The following is a 25,744-nucleotide window of genomic DNA, read 5'->3' as shown; positions in this document are numbered from 1 at the left end:
GTTCCCTAGTTACATTACAGTTTCATAAATATAAGATTTAGTAGTACTTCTTTAAGAAATCTCCAATATCATTGTTCATCTGTAACAGATGTTCTTCAGATGGGAAATGGCCCATATCATATGCCTTAAATGCAATCAAATTCGGAATGATGTCACTAGCTACTTTCATTAATGTACTTTCAGGGAAAAAGATATCCTTTTTTCCTGCTATGATGAAAGTGGGAGAACGGTAGGAAGTTAATTCTTCTTTCGTTGTTAACTTCGGCATTTCTTGTTCAAGTCTAATATATTTAAAAATATCACCAATCAATTTTTTATCCATTTCCCTCATGCTATTATCTGACATTGTATCAGTAATTTTATTGAGATATTTTTGTGAAGAAGTGGCTTTAAATAAGACTAAGGGAAGTAAAATATGTTGAATCATTTTAAACTTAGAGCCTAAACTGATGCCTGCAGGTGAGACCAAAACAGAACAATCAATTTTTTCCGGCATAAAGGCAGCTAACCTCAAAATAATACCTGCCCCGTAAGATGGACCAACAAATGCACTTCGATCGATACTAAAGTAATCCATTAGTTCTTTGATCCACTCAGCAAAACTATTGTCCTTCGCTGACATTCTATTTTCACTGCTATATCCTGGATGGCCAATTGTATCTGGAGCATATATTCTATATTTTTCTACAAGTGGCAAAAACCATGATAAAGTCATCGGGTTTATACAATTACCACCCTGAAATATAAAAATAGGTTTCCCTTCCGGTGGTCCTGCTATAAGTACATGCGTTTTTCCATAACTTGTATCAACATAAATCTGCTCAACATCAAAATCAAAAGACTTTAGATAATCATTATAATGTTGAGTAATAAGTTTTTTTCCTTCACTTTTATAAATGCTCCGCATTTCCAAAAAAATCCCCTCCCCTATAGAAGTAAGGTGTAATCAGTGGAATGATCAATCGTTTAAACGTAGTTCTATATACTGACTGGTCTCATAATTGAAACGAGCTCAAATTTAGGCTTTTATTCCTATCATAACAAAGTTACTTCACATGAAAAAGCAAATCCCCGAATAGAAGGAGATTTGCTTTTTTCGTCAGCGTCTTTTTGAAACGGCAATATATAAGGCAGGCACAATTAATAATGTCAAAATTGTTGAGAAGAACACGCCCGATACAATACAGATGGCCAGCGGTTTAAAGAGCGGATCATTACTTAAAGCAACGGGCATAAGAGCGACAAGTGCTGTAAATGCTGTCAGCAAAATAGGTCTAATCCTTGCTCTCCCCGCTTCAATCACAGCTGCCTGTTGATCGAGACCTTGCTTGCGCCGCTGTTCAATAAATTCAAACAAAACGACCGCATTTCGGACAACAATACCTGCCAATGAGACAATCCCCATTGTGGCCATAAAGCTAAACGGCGTTTGAGTGACAAATAGTCCAATAATGGCGCCGGATATCGCTAAGTAAACCGTTCCAAGAACTAAAAGCGGAAGCATGAGTGAATTGAACTGGAAAGCGATGGTCACATAAATGAGCAGCAAAACTACCCCAAATAAGAGACTAATTTCAATAAAGAATTGAGTTTGATCTTCATTTTCTCCGCCCTGAGAAATGGTCAAATTCTTCGCTGCATCGCTTTTCCCAACTTCATTTATAACTTCTGTCATATCGTCTTTAAACGTATCTGATGTCCCAGGATATGCCTTTAACGTGATCGTCGGCATCCCGTTTTCATGCGGAATGCTTTCAAATTGCTCTGTTTCTTTTTCCTTTACATATCGGCTAAGCGGCTCCAGTTGAGGCATGCCACCTTCATTTGCACTCACAGGCACCTTGATGTCTTTTAGCTTCAGTCCGTTTTGATGTGTGCTCATGTCTTGTTTCACTACGAGGTCGATGTCATCTGTTCCTTGTTTAAAGGTGCCTAATGGAATTCCTTCTGTGACAAGGCCAAGCTGTCTGCTGACAAACTGAGCAGTGAGCCCATCCTCTGCCATTCGGTCACGATTTAATTCAAATGAGATGGTTTTCACCGGCTGATTGACATCGTCTGTGATCAGGCTCGCTCCGCTTTCTTTCATTTCTTTTGTGAGCTTCTCTTTCACATCAACGAGTTTTGAAAATTGTTCTCCTGCAACTGTGACGGTCACAGGCGCTCCCGTTGGTGGTCCTTGAACAATGGTTTTCATAAAGATATCAGCATCTTTAAATTTCTTTCGCAATGGCTCTGTCATACGATCGATCAATGCCTTGCTTGTCATCTGCTCATTGTCTACTCTGACAACAACCTGACCCGTATGATCACTTGCGTTTGAGATACTTTCATTAAACAAGTTCGGCACACCGCCGCCTGCAAAAATGGCCGTCTCTTCAATGCCTTTTTGCTGTTTGATCTCTTGTTCTATTTTCTCTAATGTGTCATTCGTTTTATCTAAGGTTGTTTCACTCGGAAGTGTCACAGTGACAACTACCTCTTTCTTATTCGCCGCAGGGAAAAACTCAAATGGTGTGGCGAAAATAAGCAAAAAGGCAAGTGTGGCAACGAGCAAACCACTTAATCCAATGAGAAGTGGTCGCTTTACGATGTTTGTCAGTACTCGATCTGCATAAAAATCAGCTAATCTTTTTAATGGTTTGCCTAAAAAGCCCGGTTCTTTTTGAATCTTCTTGTTCTTTCTTTTTCGGTTTGCTGTATATTGATACACTGGCACAAGTGTCAATGAAATGACCATTGACGCAAGTACAGTTGTGACTAGAACAGACGGTAACGCTCGAATAAATGAACCGTTCGCACCAGAAAGGAAAACAAGCGGCAAGAAGGCAAAGACAACAGCCAGTGTTGACGTTAAAATAGATCCGGCCACTTCTTTTACACCTGCAATGGTTCCTTTAAGCGGACTTTCGTATTTTTTCATCTGCCTTAAAATATTATCGTTGACGACAATGGCGTCATCTACAAGTATCCCTAGCGCAATGATAAAGCCAATAATTGAAATTTGATTAAGGTCCACTTGTAAAAACGGCAGCGGGATGGTTCCGATCGTTATGGATAGCGGAATCGCAAGTGAAACGATAAACGCACCACCAATGGTTAGACCAAGTGTGGTGACGACAATGACAGCGATGACGGCCACGATCGCTTCTTTGATTAAATCGTTAAAAATGGCATCTACTTCACTTTTCTGTGAATAGTAGTCTATCCAATCCACACCATTTGGCAGCTCTTTCTCTTTTTCAATGACCGCACTGACTTTGTCATACATTTTAGGAATATCCAGTCCTGGCTTAATATTGACTGTAAATGAATAGGCTGGCTTTCCGTTATATGAAACGATATCACTTTTCTCTTTTTCTACTTCTTTTAAACGACCAAGCTCACCGATTGTAACAGGCTCTCGGCTCATTTTTGAGAACATCTCAATCTTTTTGATTTGATCTAAACGATCATAGGCATCAATGGACAGCTTGACCTTTTCTCCATCTGCCTGGACGTCACCTAGAGGGGATGTGTCAAATTCTTGATTGATGGCATTTGTGACATCGGTCACGTTTAACCCGTTATCCTCCAGTTTACTTGAATCCAAGTTCAATATTGCTTGTTTTTCATTGAACCCTTTGATGACGACACCATCAACACCTTTGATGTCCTCCACTTTTTCTTTTAACGCACGCAGCGATTCCTGACTTTTTGCTAAATCAGATGAGTTACTTGCTACAATCATATAAGAACCAACTGGCACGTTGCCAAACTCATCCTTTATATCTGGCTCCATCACACCATCTGGAAATGAAGAGGCGGCATTTGTGGTTTCACTCTTGATTTGACTTGCCACCTTTTGAAAATCGGCTTGATCATCAATTTCAAGCACAATATTTGAGAAACCAATAGCAGAAACAGAGCTTGTCTTCTCTACACCATTGATATCAGAAATGGCCGACTCGAGCTTATTGGTGACATCACTTTCTACCTGTTTTGCATCAGCACCAGGGAAAACAGTCGAAATGGTTACAATATTCGCTTGAAACTCTGGCAGTTCTCGTTTAGGAAGCTGTGTAAACAAATAACCTCCAGCAATGAGAACGATAAAAAATAAAATAAAAACAAGCTTTCCCCTTTTTAAAAAAGCTTCAATCATTATTTCACCTACTTAAATATTTATTTTTGATGAAGTATTTTCAACTTAATCTTAATTTATCATCATGGTGAAAAAATGCAAGCTCTAATATGTCATTTTCTATCTATTTTGTGAAAGAAATATGTTATATGAGAAATGTATAGCGGTAAACAAAAACAACCTGCTTACATGATGTAAGCAGGTTGAAAATAATAAAATTAGAATTATCGTGGTTCAACAATCAGTTTGATTGCTGTTCTTTCTTCTCCATCGATAAGAATGTCAGTAAAGGCTGGAATGCATATCAAATCCACTCCGCTAGGCGCAACAAATCCCCTTGCAATGGCGACAGCCTTGACCGCCTGATTCAGTGCTCCAGCGCCGATAGCCTGTATTTCCGCTGCACCGCGTTCACGTAAAACGCCGGCTAATGCTCCTGCTACTGAATTTGGATTTGACTTTGCTGAAACTTTTAAAATTTCCATTTTTGCTCCCCCTTAAATTTACAATGGATAAGTGAGTGTTCATTAGAACAATCTTTGTTAGATGTTGCTATTTTTTTGAAAATCCATCCCCAAAATGTTTTTCAAAAATAGCAGGCTACCTACCATTTTTACTATATTCACGATAGAGGGCGCATATTCCTTCTTTCTGATTAATATTTTTCTGAAATAAATATGTGAATATTTATTCAAAGAAAATATGGTCATCATTTATCAAAATTCGATCAATTTTGACAGCTTTTTTCGACGATTCGTCAATTTCTACGATCACTGCACTTAACGTCGTGCGGCCTTCTGCAATTTCAAAACGGACAGGGAGGCTCGTTTTAAATCGTTTAATAATCGTTTCCCGATCAACACCTAAAATACCGTCATAAGGACCAGTCATGCCAACATCCGAAATATAAGCAGTTCCTTTTGGCAAGACGCGGTTATCTGCTGTTTGAACATGTGTATGTGTTCCAACGACACATGATGCACGGCCATCTGTATACCAACCCATTGCTTGCTTTTCACTTGTGGCTTCACCATGAAAATCAATAAAAATAAACGGTGTACGTTTTGAAGCTTCTGCTATGAGCTCATCTACTTTTTGAAATGGGCAGTCAATCGGAGGTAAAAATGTGCGGCCTTGCAAGTTGATGACAGCAAGTTCTTTACCTTGTTTTTTAATAAAAGTGAGCCCTTTCCCTGGTGTACCTTGCGGGAAGTTTGCCGGACGAACAATATGGGGTGCATCATCGATGAAATCGAAAATGTCTCTTTTATCCCATGTATGGTTCCCCATTGTGAGCACATCAGCCCCAGCTTGAAGCAGCTCGTGATAGATTTTTTCAGTAAGTCCTTTCCCATGAGCCGCATTTTCTCCATTGACAATCGTAAAGTGTGGCTGATATTTTTTCTTTAGCTTTGGCAAGTATTCTTTCAGTGTATCTCTGCCAGGTGAACCAACGATATCTCCAACAAATAATATTTTCATACGTTTTGAACCCTTTCTCTTATAAAATGATCTTCTTATCAGTGTTGCATATTTACACAAAAAAATAAAGCGGCGCTAAGCGCACCGCTCTATTTTGCATACTCTACTGCGCGAGTTTCTCGAATAACTGTCACTTTAATGTGACCAGGGTAATCGAGCTCGTCCTCAATCCGCTTACGAATATCCCTTGCTAGACGGTGAGCTTCAAGATCATTAATTGAATCTGGCTTCACCATAATACGCACTTCACGTCCAGCTTGTATCGCAAACGATTTTTCAACACCTTCATAAGATTCAGAGATGTCTTCTAATTTCTCAAGTCTCCGAATGTAATTTTCAAGCGTCTCACTTCTTGCACCAGGGCGTGCTGCAGATAATGCATCGGCTGCCGCAACAAGAACAGCGATAATAGATGTCGGTTCTTGGTCACCATGGTGAGATGCAATACTGTTGATGACAACAGGATGCTCTTTATATTTCGTCGCAAGCTCAACGCCAATTTCCACGTGGCTTCCTTCTACTTCATGATCAATGGCTTTTCCAATGTCATGCAGAAGACCTGCTCGTTTTGCAAGCTTTGCATCTTCTCCAAGCTCTGAAGCCATGAGACCTGCAAGATGTGCAACCTCAATTGAATGCTTCAGGACATTTTGTCCATAACTTGTACGGAATTTTAAGCGACCGAGAATTTTGATGAGATCCGGATGCAAACCGTGAACTCCGACTTCAAATGTCGTTTGCTCACCCATCTCGCGGATATAATCATCGACTTCACGGCGTGATTTTTCCACCATTTCTTCAATTCGTGCAGGATGAATACGTCCATCCTGGACTAGCTTGTCCAGAGCTATCCTCGCTGTTTCACGTCTTATCGGATCAAAGCCCGATAAGATGACAGCTTCAGGTGTATCATCAATGATCAGGTCAATACCTGTTAACGTTTCTAACGTACGGATATTTCGTCCTTCACGTCCGATAATACGACCTTTCATCTCATCATTTGGAAGATTGACTACAGATACCGTTGTTTCAGCTACATGATCAGCTGCGCAACGCTGTAACGCAAGTGAAAGAATGTTTTTCGCTTTTTTATCAGCCTCTTCTTTCGCCCGGTTTTCAGATTCTTTCGTCATGACTGCAATGTCGTGGGAAAGCTCATTTTCAACTTGATCCAGAATGATTTGTTTCGCTTCATCTCGAGTTAGACTAGAAATACGCTCCAACTCAGCTTTCTGCAAACGAATCATATCATCCACTTTGCTTTCCATCTCTTCAATATGTTGTTGTCGTTCATTCAGAGAATGATCTCTCTTCTCCAACAGGGACTCCCGTTTATCTAAAGATTCGTCCTTGCGATCAAGGTTTTCCTCTTTTTGAAGTAAACGGTTTTCTTGTCTTTGAAGCTCATTACGTCTTTCACGAACTTCTTGCTCCGCCTCTACACGAAACGAATGAATTTCATCTTTCGCTTCTAAGAGTGCTTCTTTCTTCAATGCTTCCGCATCACGCTTTGCATCCTCAACAATTTGTTCGGCCATGTTTCTTGCGCCGGATATTTTTGCTTCTGCAATGGTTTTACGAACAAAGTAGCCAACAACTAAACAGATTAGGCTCAGCAAAATGGAGATGATCGTAAACATCGTAGGCGACATATTTTCACCTCCTCTTGCTATGAACTTGGTTTTACAAATAAAGTGTCGGCATGTACATTGTTTTGTGTCTCAACATACAGGGCCTTCACAGGGAATGAGATCCTCACTGCCCTTGTCAAGTTTAAATTAGTTATCAATCATGTTAAGAAAAACAAGTGATACATTCCCATTGTAATTGTGTCGGAAATACTTGTCAAGCTAGTCAGACTAAGGCGTAAGTCGTTATTTCAAGCAAAGACAGAACTTTTGAACCGCTAGCTGTTATGTAATTGTAAAAAAAAGACGCTTTTCAGCGTCTTTTTAGTCATTCAATTCCAATTCTTCTTGTCCTTCTTCGTCAGTTGATTTCACTCCGTTTGTATCCAAACCGTAGTGCTCCCTGATCTGCTCTTGAATCATAAGAAGAATGTCTTTATTCTCTTTTAGGAATTGCTTCGCATTTTCACGTCCTTGTCCAAGACGTTCCTCTTGATAAGAATACCAAGCCCCGCTCTTTTGTACGATATCTAGTTCGCTTCCAAGGTCGATGATTTCTCCCTCTTTCGAGATACCTTCACCGTACATAATGTCTACTTCGGCAATACGGAATGGCGGTGCCACTTTGTTTTTCACAACTTTAATTCTCGTTTTGTTCCCCATAATGTCGTTCCCTTGTTTCAACTGTTCAGCACGGCGTACTTCTAAACGAACAGATGAATAGAACTTAAGTGCACGTCCACCAGGCGTTGTTTCAGGATTACCAAACATAACCCCTACTTTTTCACGAATTTGGTTAATAAAGATCGCAATTGTTTTTGATTTGTTGATAGCACCAGATAGTTTACGAAGTGCTTGAGACATCAAACGTGCTTGAAGACCAACGTGTGAATCTCCCATGTCTCCTTCGATCTCTGCTTTTGGTACAAGAGCAGCTACTGAGTCAATGACAACAATATCAACTGCACCACTACGAACAAGTGCTTCTGCAATTTCAAGTGCTTGTTCTCCTGTATCCGGCTGAGAAAGCAATAACTCATCAATGTTGACACCTAATTTTTGAGCGTAAACTGGATCTAGCGCATGCTCCGCATCGATAAATGCAGCTTGTCCTCCCTGCTGCTGAACCTCAGCAATCGCATGAAGCGCTACTGTCGTTTTACCAGAACTCTCTGGACCATATACTTCAATAATACGGCCGCGAGGGTATCCACCTATTCCAAGCGCAGTATCAAGTGCTAACGAACCACTAGGTACTGTTGAAATACGTGTATCTGTTTGCTCTCCTAGTTTCATAATAGAGCCTTTACCAAACTGTTTTTCTATTTGTTTAAGAGCCATATCTAAGGCTGCTTGACGATCACTCATTCTATTGTTTCCTCCTTTATCAATTCCACTATCTATACTATACCTTGTTTTACGTCATTTGCCAAGAAAAAAACGAACACATATTCGATTTTTTCTTGGCAGATTATTTAAGAAAAGAGCTGTTTCTATTAGAAAAAACGCTCTTTTATAAAGGAGTAAACCTCATAAAAACCAAAATTAACTTTCTTTTAATAATTTGAGAAGGTGGTGCAAACCATATTTCACAGCACGCTTGCGAATGCCTGATCGACTGCCAGTAAACATCCATTCAAACACGTCTGTCTGATCTTTTGTCGATAGCCCGATAAATACTTTTCCAACCGGCTGTCCTTCATGTGGTTCAGGACCTGCCACACCTGTAAAGCTAATACCGATATCGCTTCCCGTCAGTTTTCTAACGCCTTCTGCGAGCTCTAACGCACACTCTTTGCTGACAGCACCATGAGAAGACAATGTTTCTTCACGGCAGCCCAGCACTTGCTGCTTGACTTGATTTGTGTAACAAACCACACTACCGTTTAAAATGGATGATGCCCCTTCGTGATCTGTCAGCCACTCTGAAAACATACCACCAGTCAGGCTTTCAGCCGCTGCTACTGTTTTCCCGTGTTCATGCAAGGCCTTTGAAGCTTCAAAGGCAAGAGATGTATCACCATATCCGTAGAAGTACTCGCCGACCCGTTCTAAAATTTGTGCTTCTGTTTCTTTTAACAGACGCTCTGTTTCTTTTTCATCCTCATGCTTGGCTGTCAGCCTTAGCGTCACTTCCCCGTCAGCTGCAAGCGGTGCAATCGTTGGATTGGTCTGTGCATCAATTAAATCTTCAAGATCTGTTTCCAGTTGAGATTCACCGATGCCAAAGAAACGCAAGACAACAGACACGATTTTTTCCTTTAGGCCAAGTTTTTCAGAAATAAGCGGCTTCGCTTCGTTTTCAAACATCGGGTGCAATTCACTTGGCGGTCCAGGGAGCAGAATGTAAAACGTATCTCCCTCTTGTATAAACATACCAGGTGCCATTCCGAAACGGTTTACGAGCACATCAGATCCCTCTAGAACGAGCGCCTGTTTACGGTTGTTCGGCGACATATCACGTCCGGTTTTACGGAAGTACTCTTGAATAGACTCAAATGCTTCTTCATTTAGCACAAGCTCTTTATCGAGCGTATTTGCAATGGTTTCTTTTGTTAAATCATCTTTCGTTGGTCCAAGACCACCTGAGAAGATAATAAAATTCGATCTTTCCTGTGCCACTTGAATGGCCCTTTTTAAACGCTCTGGATTGTCACCAACTGCTGTGTGGTAATAAACATTCACACCAATTTCAGCTAGTTGTTTGCTGATGAATTGTGCATTCGTATTCGTAATTTGCCCTAGCAAAAGTTCGGAACCGACTGCAATAATTTCTGCTTTTCTCTCTGACTTCAAAGCGTACACGTCCTTTTTAGTTAGAATTCTTTAAGGCTTCCCAGTTTTTCGCAAAGTAATCCCAGCCTGAGACAACAGTGAAGAACACCGCTACCCACATGGCAAGATCACCAAATGGGAATGATACAAGTTCAAACGGCAGGTTATGCAAAAGAAGTGCCGAAATCGCAATGATTTGCGCCCACGTCTTCACTTTTCCAAGCATATTGGCTGCGACCACTTCACCGCCTCCAGCTAAGACAAGCCTTAGGCCTGTTACAGCAAATTCACGGCTAATGATCACAATTGCCATCCATGCCGGTGTGAGGTTGTATTGAACAAGTATAATTAAAGCCGCTGAAACAAGCAATTTATCTGCAAGCGGATCTAAAAATTTACCAAAGTTTGTGACTAAATTGAGCTTACGTGCATAGTAACCATCAATCCAGTCGGTTGTCGAAGCGACAATAAACAGGATCGCTCCAACAAGGTGAGTGACTTCGATACTGACGTCACCAAAGCGCGCAACACCCCAATCTAATGGAGCAAGCATAATCAACATAAACACAGGAATCAAGGCGATCCTAGAAAGAGTAATTTTATTCGGTAAGTTAAACATGAATTCCAATCCTCCAATAAAGCATTTTTTTATGTATATAATAGTAGGAACAAAAGAAAAGTCATCTACTTGCTTAAGATGACTTTTCCTTTCCTTTATTCACAATCACAATGTTTTGTGTCATGGTGTTTTTAGGGTCTAATTCGTACTTCAGCGTTTCGTCATTGACTTTAATATCGATTCCCGATGCATTTCCTAAGCGGATATCGACTTGGGAAAGATCAGTCAAGTCTGTTTTAAACGATTCGCCATCTTTCAATTCACCCATCTTCAGCACTTTTCCAGATTCGTCTCTCACACGAAGCCATGAAGCTTGTGAGGCAGAAATGGTTAGCTCCATCTCTTCTGCACCTGATACTTCATACGTTGTCGTAGAACCCTCTGTATTCGTTGCCTTCAAAGAAACATCTTCATCGTCTTTAGATGAATCCTTTGAGGAATCGTCTTTTTCAGATGATTTTTCTTGATCATCTGACGAAGCTTTTTCCTTTTTCTTTTGATCCTTTGCCAGCGATGAATCCTCAGACACTTCGTATTTTGATTCTGATTGCTGAGGAGCCACCTGATTATTTTTCTGTCCGCTATCATGATTAACCGCTTGAACGATCACATAAATGATAGCGATCACCACAAGGATCCCTCCAATGATTAAAATCGTCGGAAGCAGCTCCAGTACCTTTGAGGCAGGCTTTGGCAGCTCTCTTTGCGGTTTAATATTTGATAATTTATCAGACACTTCATCGTTATACGTACTTGGTACATCTTTACGAAACTCTTCGAACAATTGTTCAGGATTCAGTCCAACGGCTTCGGCATATTGTTTAATAAACGCTCTGACGTAAAATTTACCTGGAATGATATCATAGTTTCCTTGTTCTATTGCTAGCAAATAGCGCTTTTGGATTTTGGTAGCCGCCATCAGATCCTCCAGCGACATCCCTTTTTCCTCTCTGGCCTCAACGAGCCGTTTTCCCAATTCAGTCAAAACAAACACCTACCATTACCATATTAAAAATCGAAGCCAGAAAAACCAGAATGATCAAACACTTGTGGTTCTTCAGCGTGCTCGTATGTAATTTCTTCGTCTGCACTATTACGCAATTCAATGATGTAGTCGAAATCATCCATTGTATATTCCGAATTTTGAATAAAGATATCTGGATGCTCTACCACCTTTGTAGCAGGCAGTCTCATAATTTCTCTTAAAAGCTGTAAGTGCTTTTCAGAACCTCTTCTTGTCGACACAATCCCATCAATAATAAAGACGTTATCTGGGCTGTATTCATCTGCAATCAGCTGACTGCGAATGGTCTGTTTCAAAAGAGTCGACGATACAAACAGCCATCTCTTACTGGCACATACACTTGAAGCAACAATTGATTCTGTTTTTCCAACCCGCGGCATTCCGCGAATTCCAATCAATTTATGTCCTTCTTTTTTAAATAATTCAGCCATAAAATCAACAAGAAGACCAAGCTCGTCCCTTTCAAAACGGAACGTCTTTTTGTCATCCGCATCACGCTGAATGTATCTTCCATGACGAACAGCTAAACGGTCACGAAGTTTTGGCTGTCTTAGTTTCGTTACTTTTATCGTTTCCATTGTATTTAAAATTGATTCAAGCCGCTTAATTTGATCTGTGTGGTCACATCGAAGAAGCATACCGCGTCTTGATACATCAACACCATTAATTGTCACAATATTAATTGAAAGCATCCCCATTAAAGAAGAAATGTCTCCTAAAAGTCCGGGACGGTTCACCTGTATCTCATATTCAAAATACCATTCGAGCTTTGCCAAATGATATTACCCCCTTCATTGTGGCAAATTTTTACCTTCCTTTATCATAAAGCATTTTCACATTTTTAGAAAGCACAATGTTGCTAAACGTTTAAAATAAAAAGAGAGGCACAAACGACCTCTCTTTTTGTTTAGTGCGAGCTATTATTTTCAACTAGCTTGACCATCATGTTTGCAATGGCACGCTGCTCATCTTCTGATGCAACGCTCCAAAGGTCAGAAAGTACTCTTTCTTGCTCATTCTTTGCTTCAACTTCATTAGCCAGGTATCCGCCAATTTCATACGCAAGGTTATTGATGGTATCATCTGATAAACCTTTATCCTGTGCATGATTTAAACGGTCACCTAAAAAGTTTTTCCAATGGTCCCAGCTCTCAAGTACAGACATGTCGATTCCTCCATTCGAAAAGATGAATTACAGCCATAGCTTTTGTCATGGAGAGACGAATTATACACGTTTTTTAACAGTACCAGCCGCCATTGACAGATAAAATTTGACCTGTGATATAACTTGACTGCTTGGAGGCAAGAAACCAAATGGCATCGGCTATCTCTTCAGGTGCAGCAAGACGGCCGAGTGGAATCTCCTCTTCCATCATCGCAAGGTCTTCTTGTGTGAAGCTTTTCATCATATCAGTCTGAACCGCACCTGGTGAGACTGCATTTGCTCTAATTCCACTTGGGGCAAGCTCTTTGGCAAGCCCCTTAATGAAGGCATTTTGAGCACCCTTGACCATACTGTATAGTACTTCACACGAGGCACCCGTTTCCCCCCATATTGAGCTAACCGCAATAATATGTCCTGACTTTTTTTGAATCATGGCAGGCAAAATGGATTGGGTAAGCTCATATGGACTTGTCACATGAAGCTGCACCATGCTGGCTAGAACTTCTTTTTCAGTATCTGTCACTAAACCAACATGACTCTTTCCGCTATTTAAAACAAGAATATCTGGATCAAGCGGCAGGCGGCTGACAAGCTCTGCTGCTCCGCCTGTTTTCGCTAAATCAGCTTGAACGACGTACGTTTCTACTTGATATGTTTCTTTGAGATCGGCGGAAAGACGACTAGCCGCTTCTTCATTTTGATGATAATGGAGCATCAGATGGCAGCCTTCTTGGGCAAGCTTTTTGGCTGTCGCCTGCCCAATTCCGCCACTGGCACCAGTAATCAGTGCCCAACGACTCATACTTTGTTCCTACTTTCTTTATGGAATCCTTATTCTTTTCGTTTAAATGGGAACCAATTCGCTGATCCGAACAATTTGACCATCACAGGTACGAACAATGGTAGCACAACGAGTGCATACAATAAAAGTCCAGTTAGAACAAGTGTTGCAATTTGTAAGAGTGACAATACACCTGATGGCAGCATCGCTGCAAATGTTCCTGCCAAAATGACGGCAGCAGACATAATAACAGATCCCATATTTTTCATTGATTCAGTCATGGCAAACTGGATGTCTTTTGTTTTGTATTCATTGAACCGTTCCATTAAGAAAATCGAATAATCGACTCCAAGCGCCATTAAGATGACAAAGCCAAAGAATGGAACAGCCCAGTTGATGCCTGGATATCCAAAGAAATGGGTAAAAATAAATTCTGTTACACCAATGGCGGTAAAGTACGTTAAAATCAGCGAGCCTACTAAGTAAAGCGGCATCACGAGAGAACGGAACAGAATCACTAGTATCAGGAAAATACCGATCATCATGTAAAGAACCGTCTTATTGAAGTCTTGGTCTGACAGCTGTTTTAAATCAGCGTTCATACTTGAAACACCAGATACGCCAAATGAAACATCTTTTAGGTTTGTTTCAGGAAGTGCACGTTTGACCGAAGCTTCTACTTGTTTAATTGTTTTCATGGCGTCGTTTCCATATGGATTGTCTTCTAAAATGACGTCAATCTTTGTCATCTTGCGGTCATCAGACATATAGGAATCGAACACTTGCTTGAAAGCTTTGTTTTTCAGGACATCTTTTGGAATAAACCAACCGGCCATGTCTTGATCTGGCGCGTTTTTCAGTTCATCTAAGTAGTCTCCTGCACCCATTAAGCCGTTTGAAATTTTCTCAAGGCCGTCGACACTTTTGTTTAGACCATCTGTCAGCTTGGTCAGATTGTCACCAAAGCCGCCAATTTTTTCTTTCATTTGTTTTTGACCATTAATGATGTCGCCGGCTGCATTTGCAAGTTTAGGCATACCATCAGCTAACTGCCCTTGGCCTTTAGACGTTTGATCTAGCCCGTTTTCAATGGCTTCTAAGCCAGCAATCAGCTCATCAATTTGATTTGTAAACACTTTTTGCTGCTCTGAAGCTTTTGCGATAAAAGCATCTGCTGCTTCAAGCTGTTTTTTTGCTTCTTTTGCTTGTTTTGCATAGCTGTCAGCCTGTTTGGCTCCTTCTTGCAAGGTAGTAGAAAGTTCCTTATATGAAGCTTTGATGGCTTGATATGATTGATTTTCTTTCACTTGCGGAATTTGCTGCTCAAGTGTACTGAACTGTTTATTCGCTTGACTGATCAAAGCTTTCACATCCGCTGCGGCAGAGGATGACGTATCGACTTGTGCCAATGCTGCTTTTAATTCTTTGGAAATGCTTTTATACAGTGCCACTTGTTGATTCACTTGTGCGACTTGATCTGTTAATTCCTTTTTCGCACCCTTTATTCTTTCTTTAATTTCAGAAACGCCTTTTTTGTTTTGATCGATATAGGTTTGCAGTTCTCTCATCGTTTTTTCGACGTTTTGAATACCTGATTTTACGGATTCGGTTCCAGAAATCAATTTGTTAATGCCTTTTCCTGATGCTTTAATTTGTGGTGTTTGATCCTCGATGGATTTACTCATGGTTGTAAGAGCATCTTGGATCTTTTTCAACCCTTCGTTACTTTTATCAAGCCCGCTATTTAGCTCTTTGGCTTGAGATTTCACGTACAGATCATTCAGTCCTTTTCCAACAGGACGAGTGGCACTTCTCACTTTACTCACGCCATCTGTTTGTTCAATCGCACGACTGAGTTTTTCAACAGCAATCAGACCTTCGTTATTGTCTAAAAGATCGGATGATTTCACGACAACGGTTGCTGGAAGGGCTTCACCTGGTCCAAATTTGTCAGAGATCGTATTAAATGCATTGACGGATTCGTATTTATTGCCGATTTCGTCTAGGTTGTTATATGAAAGTGTTCCTTTATACATAAGAATCGCTGGAAGGGTAATAATTGCAACGATTAGCAAGCTGAGAAGTGGTTTCATAAATGAAAAACGACCGGCTGTTTCCCACATTTTCGATTGCGGGTGAGCAATATCGCCTTTGATCGGCCAAAATAACACTTTTCCTAAAACCGCCATAAAGAATGGAACGACAGTGAGCAATGCCACAATTAACACGGCAACACCAACCGCCACGGCGACAGCTGATTTATACAGTTGGAATTCGGCTAATCCGATACACGTAAAACCAATGAGGACAGCAATTCCGCTGAATAAAACGGTTTTACCTGCCGTCTTATATGTTGTAATAATCGCCTCAATCTTATCTTTTCCGTGAGATAGTTCTTCTTTAAACCGGCTTAGCAACAGGATGCAGTAGTCGGTTCCAATCCCAAACATGATGGCGACCATAAAAATTTGGGTAAAGGTAGAGAGCGGAAAATCAACATACTTTACTAGGTAAGCCACAATGGATTGGCTGACCAAATAGGAAAGCGCTACGGCCACTAAAGGAACGAACGGTGCCACTGCGGATCTAAAAACAAGCACAAGAACAATTAAAATAAACCCAATTGTAATGAATTCTGTTTTTTTCAGACCTTCTTGTGAGCTTGTGATGACATCATCGTCGATTAGCGGCTGCCCTGTCATTTCAAATTTCAGGTTCAGGCTCTTAAGCTTTTCATTGACTCTTTCTTTAAAATCGGATGCTTTGATTTTGTTCGAGTCGTATGTAACTGGAACAAGAAGTGTTGTTTGATCTTTAGAGAGCATCTGTTTTTTAATATCTTTGTTTGCATCAAAATAAGAAGTGATGTCTTCAACATGGAGATCTTGATCCTTTTCTAAAATCTCCATCGCTTTCTTTAAAGAGGCTTCTCTTTCTTTGACGATATCCTTACCTTGAAAGACAATGACGATCGATTTTTCCGTATCCCCATTTTCAGACATGTTCTTTAATAATTGATCGGCGTAGGAAGAAGGATAACCATCAGGAACAGAAATCTGCCCTTTTTCTTTTGTTAATTGCGCCATATTAGGAGCGGTGATTAATAATACAGCCGCTAGTACGACCCAAAGGATCGTGATCAGCCATCTACCCTTTATGATTGCTCTCATTACTATGTTGTGCCTCCTCTTCGATGATAATCTGATAAATCTTTTCATATGTTTGAATAAATGATTCGATTTCTTTTTCATCAAACTTTTCTAAATATGACCGAACAAGATCCTGAAGCTGCTTTTCCATTCGGCTGACCACGTCTTTTCCTTCGGGCGTCACATAGAGATGAACATTTCTTCGATCAGCTTGATCATGCTCACGATAAATATAATCTTTATTAAAAAGACGATTGGTCATAGATGTCACAGCACTTTTGTTGACATTACATTCGATGGCAAGGTCTGTTGATGTACATCCTGGGTGTAAATTGATGTATCGAAGCGAGTAATATTGATCAAGTGTCAGTTCTTTATCGAGCTTTTCCGTGATCATACTCGATACTTTTTTCTCCATCATGAGATAGACGTCCGCATATCTCTGGATGAGCTGGGCAATTTTATTTTGTACCATATGCTGCTCCTTTAGTTTGATTGTTTAACTATTAAAGAGTTTAACTAATACCCAAAACAATTGTCAATCAATATCTTCGCATATAAAGCGCTTTCTTTAGCTGGACACAAAAAAGACAAACTCTTATACGTTGAGTTTGTCTTTTTTTCATTTATTTTGCTTTCGGTACGACTTTAAAAACTGACATTCTTTCTTCATCAATTTCTTCGTCTAAGATTTGCTGAATATCTGTTAATTGGATTTGCTCCAGTACTGGCACGACATCAAATAAGCTCATTTCTAAGAATGCGTATCGAGTGAATTGATTGGCGATGTACTCCGGGGAGTTCATCGCTTTTAAAAAGCTGCCAATTTTTTTCTTGCGAGCAAGTTCAATCTTTTCTTCTGTGATCAGGCTTTTTGCTTGAAGAAGCGTTTCTTTTAATTCATCTGCGAGTTGATCAGGGTCATTTGTGTCTCCGCCAACTGAAGTGAAGCCAAAACCGCCTTCTTCCGTATAATCGTAACTGAATGTCTCATCAATCAAGCCTTTTTCATACATACGCTCATATTGCAGAGAACTTTTACCAAACAATGTCTCTAAAATAAGATTCATGCCAAGCTCATGTTTGAGGAGCTGTTTTCCTTTTTTATGCGGGTTTTTCGTTTTCAAACCAAACATACATTTAGAACCTTGTACATTCATTTTCAGTTCGTATTCTTTTCGGTATACACGATCAGGTTCATTGATCTCTTTCCGCTGAATATCCGGCTGATCGGTAAATGGTTTTTTTGCCTGATTCGCTCTTACTTGGTCTAAAATTTGCGCCGGATCAACAGGACCCACTACAAAAAGAAGCATATTGCTTGGGTGATAGAACGTTTCGTAGCATTCATATAAATGGTCTTTCGTAATTGGCGCAATGCTTTCAACGGTTCCAGCAATATCAATTCTCACTGGGTGCTCTTGATAGAGGTTTTCGATCAGACCAAAGAATAAACGCCAATCTGGATTGTCATCATACATGTTGATTTCTTGACCAATGATGCCTTTTTCTTTTTCGACCGTTTTTTCAGTAAAATAAGGCTCTTGCACAAAATCAATGAGTGTTTCAAGATTCTGTTCGACATTGGCCGTGCTTGAAAATAAGTATGCCGTTCTCGTAAAAGTCGTAAATGCGTTTGCGGCTGCTCCCTGTTTACTAAATGTATGAAACACATCACCATCTTCTTTTTCAAACAGCTTATGCTCTAAGAAATGGGCAATTCCATCAGGCACTCGGATCATGTCTTCTTTGCCAAGCGGCACAAATTCATTGTCGACAGAGCCATATTTTGTTGTGAAGGTTGCATATGTTTTGTTAAACCCTTGCTTTGGCAGCACATAGACGTCTAGTCCGCTGTCCATTTTTTCGTGATATACCGTCTCTTGCAGCTGATCGAATTGAATTGTTTTCACTGTCATGAAGCACCCTCCGTTCCTTTAAGAAAATAGGTCGTATCCCATTCGATTTTTTGACCCACTTTGATGATGTCCTCTTTTGTCACTCTGTCTAACGCTTCTAAAAAGGAATCGAGGCTCTCCCCTGTTGGCACGACGGCATGCTGATATAAGTATTCCGCTGTTCCATAAGACGTATCAATTGTTTCGAGCAGCTGATTTTTGACGACAGCCTTTGTCTGTTCAATTGCTTCATCAGAAAAATCGCCTTTTTGCATGGCATCAAATTGTTCTTTGATAATGTCTACTGCCTGCTGATAGTTGCCGACTTCAATTCCTGACATGACCATCATCAAACCTTTAAAGCTCTCAAGTCTAGAAACAGCATAGTACGCAAGACTTGCTTTTTCGCGCACATTGATAAATAGCTTTGAATGCGAGAAGCCGCCGAATATGCCATTAAACAAATGCAGCGCCGGATAATCTTCATCTGCTATCGTTGTATGTGTGCGAAAGCCAATGTTCAGCTTTCCTTGTTTTACGTCCTCTTCATCAATGACTTCTTTTGGCTCTATTTGTGATCTTGATGATTCGGTATTTTGTTTGACCGGCTCTCTTTCACTTGTTTTAAAGTATTGCGAGACCATTCGATTGATGTCTTGTTCATCAACGTCTCCCACAACATAGATATCCAGCTGGTTTGACTGAAGTGCATGCTCGTATGCTTTAAAGAGCGCTTCTGACGTAATCGCTTCGACGTCTTCCATTTCACCATTGACGTGCAGTGCATATGGCTCACCTTTACACATTTCCTGCACAAGTCTTAAGTTTGAATAGCGCATTTTGTCATCATAAACGGCTTGAATGCGCTGTTTCAATGTTCGTTTTTCTTGCTCAACGTACAATTCATGAAATACCCCGTTTTCCACGTACGGGTAAAATAATAGTTCAGAAAGTAAGGCAATCCCTTTTTCTAGTAAAGGGGTTTGATCCTTTAAATATTTTTCATTCGCCATTTCTAGACGGAACGTAATGATGTGATTTTCACCTTTTTTCGCCATGTCTGCGGAAACGGTCGCCCCATAGAGCTCGTCGAAATAAGCACGAAGCTCTCCCGTTTTCGGCATTTTTTCTGTTCCTCTTAAAAGCACATGCGGGAAAAGAGAACGCATGGTGACGTCATCTTTGGATAAAGGCGCAAGCATTTTAAAAAGGATCGTCACGGTTTTAAATTTTTCTGTTTTGACAATATGAGTATGAAGACCAGGTGTATCAAATGTCTTCTCTTGTAAGTACGTCATGAGAAACCTCCTTTGTTCATCCTATTTATTATGTATTAGAACATAGCTGATATATACGTGAAACAGCCATTTAATAGTCATTATATCAATCAGAGGAAAGGATAGGAAATAAAAACGCCTCTGCTAAAAGCAGAGACGCAGGTTGTTATTTCATTCTAAACGGCCACCAATTCCATTTTCCAAAGATGCGAACCATGACCGGGATAAAGAGTGGTAGAACAACAAAAGCATATAATAAAAGTCCAATGAGTACGACCGTTGCAATTTCAACTAATGATAATACACCTGAGGGCAGCATCGCAGCAAAAGTACCCGCTAAAATAGCAACTGCTGAAATAATGACCGACCCCATATTTCTCATCGCTGATATCATGGATGCTTGAACATGCTCTCCCTTCCATTCATTAAAACGATCCATGAGGAAGATCGAATAATCAATGCCGAGGGTCACAAGGATCACAAAGCTGAAAAATGGAACAGCCCAGCTGACACCATCGTAGCCAAAGAATGTTTTGAAAATCCATTCTGTTAAGCCAATGGATGTAAAATACGTTAATATGAGTGACAGTGTTAAGTATATTGGCATGACGATTGACCTTAATAATATAACTAAAATAATAAAGATACCAATTAACATGAAAATAACCGTTCTGATAAAGTCACCGTCTGACGTTTCTTTTAAGTCAACATTTAAACTGGAGATACCAGATACACCGTAGTTGGCGTTTTTCAAACCACTTACAGGTAAATATTGATCAAGGGTTTCTTCAATTTTTGCTACACCTTTCATTGCTTCATTGCTGTATGGATTTACATTTAAAATCACTTCAAAGGTAGTTAATTTACGATCTGGGGACATATACGTATTAAATATTTTCTTAAACTCATGGCGTTTCAATACTTCTTCTGGTATAAACCAGCCCGTTACTTCTTCATCTGGTGCTTCCTGAAGTTGTTTTAAATAGCTGTCCGCCTCGGTAAAGCCGCTTTTTACTTGCTCAAGTCCGGAAATACTTTCATCTAATCCATCTGTTAATAGTGAGAGTTTAGATGATAGCTGGTTAAACCCTTTTTTCACGGCTTTTTGGCCATCAGTCAGTTGATCTGCACCATCTTCAATTTTAGGCATTTCTTTGATGAGCTGTTTTTGTCCTTTGTTCGTTTCATCAAGACCATCATAAATTTGATCTAGACCTGTCATCAGCGCCTTTACTTGTTGTTTGATTTCTTTTTGCTTGCTTGAGAACGTTTGAATGACTTGATCTGCTTTCTTGATCTTTTGTTTAAAGGCAGATGCTTCCTCTTCAAAGACGCTCATTTGCTCTCCAGCTTGATCGAGCATTCCTTTTGTGTCTTTGAATACTTTTTTGATTTCTTTATATTCATTCATATCTTTGATTTCTGGAAGCCGGTTTTCAAGTCCTTCAAATGATACGTTTTCATAGGATTGTTTCACTTTCTTAATCGTTGTCATCAGCTGCTCATTTGATGTTGCGTGACCTTCGAGTGTGCTTACGACTCGTTCAAGGTCTTGAATCATGGTTTCACTTCTGCGGTATTCTTGCTCTAATTCTTTTTTCGCTTGTTTGATTTCAGTGCGAATGGTTCCTACGCCCTCTTTACTGCGCCTCACACCATCCTCTAAAGAAATGAGTGATTTCCTCACTTCTCCGATCCCGCCTTTGATGGCTTTTGTCCCATCAATCAATTGATCAATCCCTTTAGCGGATTCTTCAATCTTTGGTTTTTGTTTGAGAAGTGCTAAGTTTGTTTCGGTCAAGCCATCTGTAATTTTCCCGATGCCATCATGACCTTTCCCAAGCTCTCCTCCCAGCTCTTTCGCTTGAGAGGTAACGTAGAGCTGACTTAACCCGTCTCCAACTGGGCGAGTGACACTGCGAACCGCTTTTACTTCCTCAATGTCACTTAACTTACGGGTCAGTTTTTCAATCATGACAATCTTTTCTTGATTATCGAGCTCATTGTCACTTTCGACAAGCACATTCAGCGGCAGCGCTTCACCAAAGCCAAATTGCTCAGATATCGTATTAAATGCAGACACTGACTCATACTTTGTCCCAATCTCATTTAAACTATTATAAGAAAGAGTGCCGTCATACATCAGAATTGGAGGAACAGTGATGAGTGCAACTACCCCTAAGCTGATGAGCGGTCTTTTAAATGAAAAACGCCCAGCCCATTCCCAAATCTTACTTTGTGGATGACGAATGTTTTCTCTTTTAGACGGCCAAAAAAGGGATTTTCCGAAAACCGACATAAAAAAGGGAACGATTGTGACAAGTGCAATGAGCAGAATGCCAACGCCAACGGCAACGCTGACGGCTGATTGGTACAATTGGAATTTTGCGAAACCAATACTTGAGAAGCCGACTAACACAGCTAAACCGCTGAAAAAGACTGTTTTCCCTGCACATTGATACGTGATGATAATCGATTCTTTGACATCACGCCCCTGACCAATCTCCTCTTTAAAACGGCTTAAAAGTAATATACAATAATCCGTTCCTATACCGAACATAATAGCTACCATAAAAATCTGAGTGAAATTAGACAGAGGAAATGGTGTATATTCTACGAGAAAAGCCACAATACACCGGCTGACAGCATAAGAAATGCCAATCGTAATAAGCGGAACAACAGGTGCCAGTATCGATCTGAATACAATTATTAAAATAAAGAAAATAAAAATCATCGTGATAAGTTCAGTTTTCTTCAGACCTTGTTGAGAGCTTTTAATGACATCTGAGTCCACAAATTTTTGACCTGTCATTTCATATGAGACGTTGTAGGGCTTTAAAACTTCCTCAATTCGTTCTTTAACCTTCACAGCTTTTGTTTCGTAGTGGTCGAATTTGAATGGAACAAGAAGTGTACTTTTATCCTTTGATAAAAGTTGTTTTTGAATGTCACGTTCTACATGAAAATACGAAGTAATTCCGTCAATGTGGAGTTCTGGGGCATGTGTCATGAGTGCAGCTAAAGCCTTTTTTAATTCCTGCTCTTTGGCAGGGAACAAATGTTGTTCGGAGAATACAATCACACCAGTATCTTTTTTCCCATTATGATCTGAAAGCTTATCCAATAAGTGAAGTGCCTCAGCTGTTGGTGTCCCCTCTGGAACCTTTAACTGCCCTTTTTCTCTTGTTAATTCCTCTAAATTGGGCGCAGTAATAAACAGAATCACAGCTGTTATCATCCACACCATTAATACAATCCATCTTGCTTTAATTATTTGCAACATAGCTGCTTCAAGCTCCTTCTAGTTCATCAATCAATTTGCTGTTTTTGAGCGTGTCTGAAGTGCTGACTTCGTCTCCTTCAACGTGCTAATGGCAGGATGACCTATTCAATTGTCCTTTCGTGTTGAAGAAACGCATATCCATCATCAGCCACGAGCTCAATTTCTGACTTAAAACAAAGACAGAAAATGAATGTTTTTGAACACCTCCTATTTGGGATAATTTAAAAGATATTACTATACATTAGTTTAACTATCAAAATTTTACATGTCAATTTATAAAAAAGAAAAAAGATGGCAAAATACCGTCTTTTTTCTATGTTTAAACCGTTTTCAATTGTTCACTTTCATCCTTTTCATCTGGCTGGATGAAAAAGAGGACCAAAAATAATGAAATGAGACTACATATGGTCGATAGAATAAAAACGATGGCGTCTCCTTTATCCATCAGAAATGCGTAAATTGGAGGTCCTAAAGCAACACCGATAAACCGCATACTGCTATAAAATGACGTAATGGTTCCACACTGCTCTTTTTCAATCCCTTCTGTTATCAACGCATCAAGTGCTGGAAGCACAATGCCAATCCCTACGCCGCCAATACTTAAGCAGACAAACAACACGTAAAAACTGTGATTCCACCATAAAAATATATACGAAAGTGATAAAAGAGCCATACCAACGATGAGAAATATCCTCATTTTCCCCTTTTCTTTTCCGATTGTTTTCCCCGCAATGTACGAGCTGATTGATAAGAAAAGGAGCGGGATGCTTAGCAGCAAGCCTTTTTTGACACCCGTTATTTGATACGCTGCTTCTAGGTTATCTGACAAATAAAAGAGCACGCCAAAAAGAAGAAACATAATAAAACCACCAATAGCAAAAATGGCATAAAGCCAGCGTCCTTCATGCTTAAAAATCGTCTTTGTTGATTTTAAAAACTCCTTAAATGTAGGCGGATCTTCCTCTTTCTTTGCGGATTCAACCATAAACAGTACCATCACAAAGCTGATGATTGAAAAGAATGGAATGAACCAAAACGGTACAAACCAAAACCAAGAAGCGAGAAGTGCCCCAATAATAGGACTTAGTACCTTTCCAGCTGTATTAGAAGTTTCAATGGCTCCAAGTCCCGCACTTACCTCTTCATCATCGTGAAACAAATCGCCAATAAACGGCATAACGACAGGTGCTGCCCCGGCTGAGCCAACTCCTTGAAGGACCCTACCAAATAGAATCCACATATAGGGTTCTTTCATGATGGTTGAGGCAACAGCTGCCACAGCTCCTCCAAGTCCTGCGATTAAAAGGCACGGCAAAAGCACCTTTTTTCGCCCAATTCGGTCAGATAAATAACCGGCAATCGGAATACACAAAATCGCCACAACGGAGTATACCGTAATAATGAGTGACACTTGAAAGGAAGTGATTGAGAGTTTCTTTTCGATCTCTGGTAATACGGGGATTAGCATCGAGTTCCCAAGTGTCATGATTAGAGGCACTGATGATAATGCAATAATATTCTTTTTACTGACAGTTTTCTCGCCCAACATCATTCACCCAATTCTATATACTGTTACGTATTAGTGTGGCATGTTTCACGGGTTTTATGTATGGGCAAACAAAAAGCAACCGCCTATGGAAGCGACTGCTTTGTTAAAATCGTTTACGTATGACATGGAAGCTGAATTTATCCGCTCGAAAATAATTGAGCGAGTATAAGACCGGCTGATCATCTTGATCATAGTGCATTTGTTTCAGTAATAGTAACGCTGTTTCTGGGTCACATTCTAGTATCGGTGAAACCTGATCGTGATAACCAATCGGTTCGATGTCTGCCACTGCATATTTAATTCCGCTGTGCGGTTCTCTGCCAAACAGCTCAAAAAGCGATTCTTCCTCATGAGTAAAAGAAGCGGGAAGATGTTTAACCGGAATTTTATCTAAACAATAGACGACTGGCTGTCCATCTGCTGTTCGAACGCGTTCCATTGAAAAAACCTTCTCGGATTCATCACACTGAAAACGAATGACATCATTCTCTGTCGGCTCCCCTTCTTGTGAGGACAAAAAGATGGTACCTGGCGTCATATTGACCTGTTCAATCATTTTTGTAACACTTGTCAGCTGTTCAATGCCAGTAGAAAAAAGCGGTCTTGAGTTGACGAAAGTTCCCACACCATGCCTTCTAATTAAATACTTCTCTTCTTCTAATATACGAAGGGCTTCACGAAGGGTCGCTCTGCTCACGCCTAAAAGCTTTGAGAGCTCAAATTCAGAAGGCAGCTTTTCCTTTTCGGCATATACGCCTGTTTGAATATCTTCTTTAATACGGTCAATCACTTTCAAATATAAATGGCGATTGTCTGTTTTGGTCGACATGTTTTCCCTCCGTCTAATCAATGCAAATGATAAGATGAGAAATCTCTATTCCGAGATAAGATGAACATAACTATATCATGTTTTTGCAAATAAATAAATAGTCTGACATCCAGTTAACATAATCAATATATCGTTAACTTCATGTTAGGAAAGCTCTCTTCG

Annotated in this window: 19 protein-coding genes; all 19 read right to left on the bottom strand. The window is 40.1% G+C overall.

Annotated elements, in window-relative coordinates; translation table 11 throughout:
- Positions 1 to 37: 37 nt before the first annotated feature.
- Positions 38 to 907, bottom strand: a complete 870-nt coding sequence (locus ACNO7B_RS08335) for an alpha/beta fold hydrolase (RefSeq protein WP_039963634.1) — start codon at positions 905 to 907, stop codon at positions 38 to 40.
- Between the two features lie 192 nt (positions 908 to 1,099).
- Positions 1,100 to 4,144 carry an efflux RND transporter permease subunit gene (locus tag ACNO7B_RS08330; protein WP_417901388.1) on the bottom strand — a complete coding sequence of 1,015 codons (3,045 nt, stop codon included), beginning with the start codon at positions 4,142 to 4,144 and terminating at the stop codon, positions 1,100 to 1,102.
- A gap of 203 nt (positions 4,145 to 4,347) precedes the next feature.
- Positions 4,348 to 4,608, bottom strand: a complete 261-nt coding sequence (spoVS, locus tag ACNO7B_RS08325; protein ID WP_003211281.1) for a stage V sporulation protein SpoVS — start codon at positions 4,606 to 4,608, stop codon at positions 4,348 to 4,350.
- Positions 4,609 to 4,810: 202 nt separating this feature from the next.
- Positions 4,811 to 5,605, bottom strand: coding sequence for a TIGR00282 family metallophosphoesterase (locus ACNO7B_RS08320; RefSeq protein WP_008344680.1), 795 nt, complete (start codon positions 5,603 to 5,605; stop codon positions 4,811 to 4,813).
- A gap of 89 nt (positions 5,606 to 5,694) precedes the next feature.
- Entirely contained in the window at positions 5,695 to 7,257 is a 1,563-nt protein-coding gene (gene rny, locus ACNO7B_RS08315) for a ribonuclease Y (protein ID WP_003211958.1), read from the bottom strand.
- Between the two features lie 300 nt (positions 7,258 to 7,557).
- Entirely contained in the window at positions 7,558 to 8,601 is a 1,044-nt protein-coding gene (gene recA / locus ACNO7B_RS08310) for a recombinase RecA (protein WP_007499478.1), read from the bottom strand.
- Between the two features lie 177 nt (positions 8,602 to 8,778).
- Positions 8,779 to 10,029: a competence/damage-inducible protein A gene (locus ACNO7B_RS08305; RefSeq protein WP_417901387.1), complete on the bottom strand. Its 1,251-nt coding sequence runs from the start codon at positions 10,027 to 10,029 to the stop codon at positions 8,779 to 8,781.
- A 16-nt stretch (positions 10,030 to 10,045) separates the two neighbouring features.
- Positions 10,046 to 10,627 carry a CDP-diacylglycerol--glycerol-3-phosphate 3-phosphatidyltransferase gene (gene pgsA, locus ACNO7B_RS08300; RefSeq protein ID WP_008344688.1) on the bottom strand — a complete coding sequence of 194 codons (582 nt, stop codon included), beginning with the start codon at positions 10,625 to 10,627 and terminating at the stop codon, positions 10,046 to 10,048.
- A gap of 73 nt (positions 10,628 to 10,700) precedes the next feature.
- Entirely contained in the window at positions 10,701 to 11,612 is a 912-nt protein-coding gene (locus ACNO7B_RS08295) for a helix-turn-helix domain-containing protein (protein WP_048003274.1), read from the bottom strand.
- Positions 11,613 to 11,635: 23 nt separating this feature from the next.
- The gene (locus tag ACNO7B_RS08290) at positions 11,636 to 12,427 is read right to left on the bottom strand and encodes a DUF3388 domain-containing protein (protein ID WP_003211480.1); all 792 of its coding nucleotides are present in this window, start codon (positions 12,425 to 12,427) and stop codon (positions 11,636 to 11,638) included.
- 131 nt (positions 12,428 to 12,558) lie between these two features.
- A complete protein-coding gene (locus ACNO7B_RS08285) occupies positions 12,559 to 12,816 on the bottom strand; it encodes a DUF3243 domain-containing protein (protein ID WP_008344693.1) in 258 nt (85 codons plus the stop codon).
- 73 nt (positions 12,817 to 12,889) lie between these two features.
- The gene (ymfI, locus tag ACNO7B_RS08280) at positions 12,890 to 13,618 is read right to left on the bottom strand and encodes an elongation factor P 5-aminopentanone reductase (protein WP_017359052.1); all 729 of its coding nucleotides are present in this window, start codon (positions 13,616 to 13,618) and stop codon (positions 12,890 to 12,892) included.
- A gap of 29 nt (positions 13,619 to 13,647) precedes the next feature.
- Positions 13,648 to 16,767, bottom strand: coding sequence for an MMPL family transporter (locus ACNO7B_RS08275; protein ID WP_048002211.1), 3,120 nt, complete (start codon positions 16,765 to 16,767; stop codon positions 13,648 to 13,650).
- Positions 16,745 to 17,221, bottom strand: coding sequence for a MarR family winged helix-turn-helix transcriptional regulator (locus ACNO7B_RS08270; protein WP_007499493.1), 477 nt, complete (start codon positions 17,219 to 17,221; stop codon positions 16,745 to 16,747). Before ACNO7B_RS08270 ends, ACNO7B_RS08275 begins: the two co-directional genes overlap by 23 nt.
- Before the next feature lie 151 nt (positions 17,222 to 17,372).
- Positions 17,373 to 18,665 carry an EF-P 5-aminopentanol modification-associated protein YfmH gene (gene yfmH, locus ACNO7B_RS08265; RefSeq protein WP_008344700.1) on the bottom strand — a complete coding sequence of 431 codons (1,293 nt, stop codon included), beginning with the start codon at positions 18,663 to 18,665 and terminating at the stop codon, positions 17,373 to 17,375.
- Positions 18,662 to 19,942, bottom strand: a complete 1,281-nt coding sequence (yfmF, locus tag ACNO7B_RS08260; RefSeq protein ID WP_366963211.1) for an EF-P 5-aminopentanol modification-associated protein YfmF — start codon at positions 19,940 to 19,942, stop codon at positions 18,662 to 18,664. The genes yfmH and yfmF overlap by 4 nt, the downstream gene beginning before the upstream one ends.
- 145 nt (positions 19,943 to 20,087) lie before the next feature.
- Complete coding sequence (locus ACNO7B_RS08255; RefSeq protein WP_366963212.1) at positions 20,088 to 23,204, bottom strand: MMPL family transporter; 3,117 nt, start codon at positions 23,202 to 23,204, stop codon at positions 20,088 to 20,090.
- A gap of 319 nt (positions 23,205 to 23,523) precedes the next feature.
- Positions 23,524 to 24,753, bottom strand: a complete 1,230-nt coding sequence (locus tag ACNO7B_RS08250) for an MFS transporter (RefSeq protein ID WP_227820623.1) — start codon at positions 24,751 to 24,753, stop codon at positions 23,524 to 23,526.
- 103 nt (positions 24,754 to 24,856) lie between these two features.
- Positions 24,857 to 25,582 (bottom strand): GntR family transcriptional regulator, encoded by a 726-nt coding sequence (locus tag ACNO7B_RS08245; protein WP_008344706.1) that lies wholly within the window; start codon positions 25,580 to 25,582, stop codon positions 24,857 to 24,859.
- Positions 25,583 to 25,744: the final 162 nt, after the last annotated feature.

It is taken from the genome of Bacillus sp. AK25, from assembly GCF_048270685.1.
In the GTDB taxonomy this organism is placed as follows: Bacteria; Bacillota; Bacilli; order Bacillales; family Bacillaceae; genus Bacillus; species Bacillus altitudinis.
Note: the sequence above shows the minus strand (reverse complement) of the source record. Positions and strands in the feature narration are given on the sequence as shown.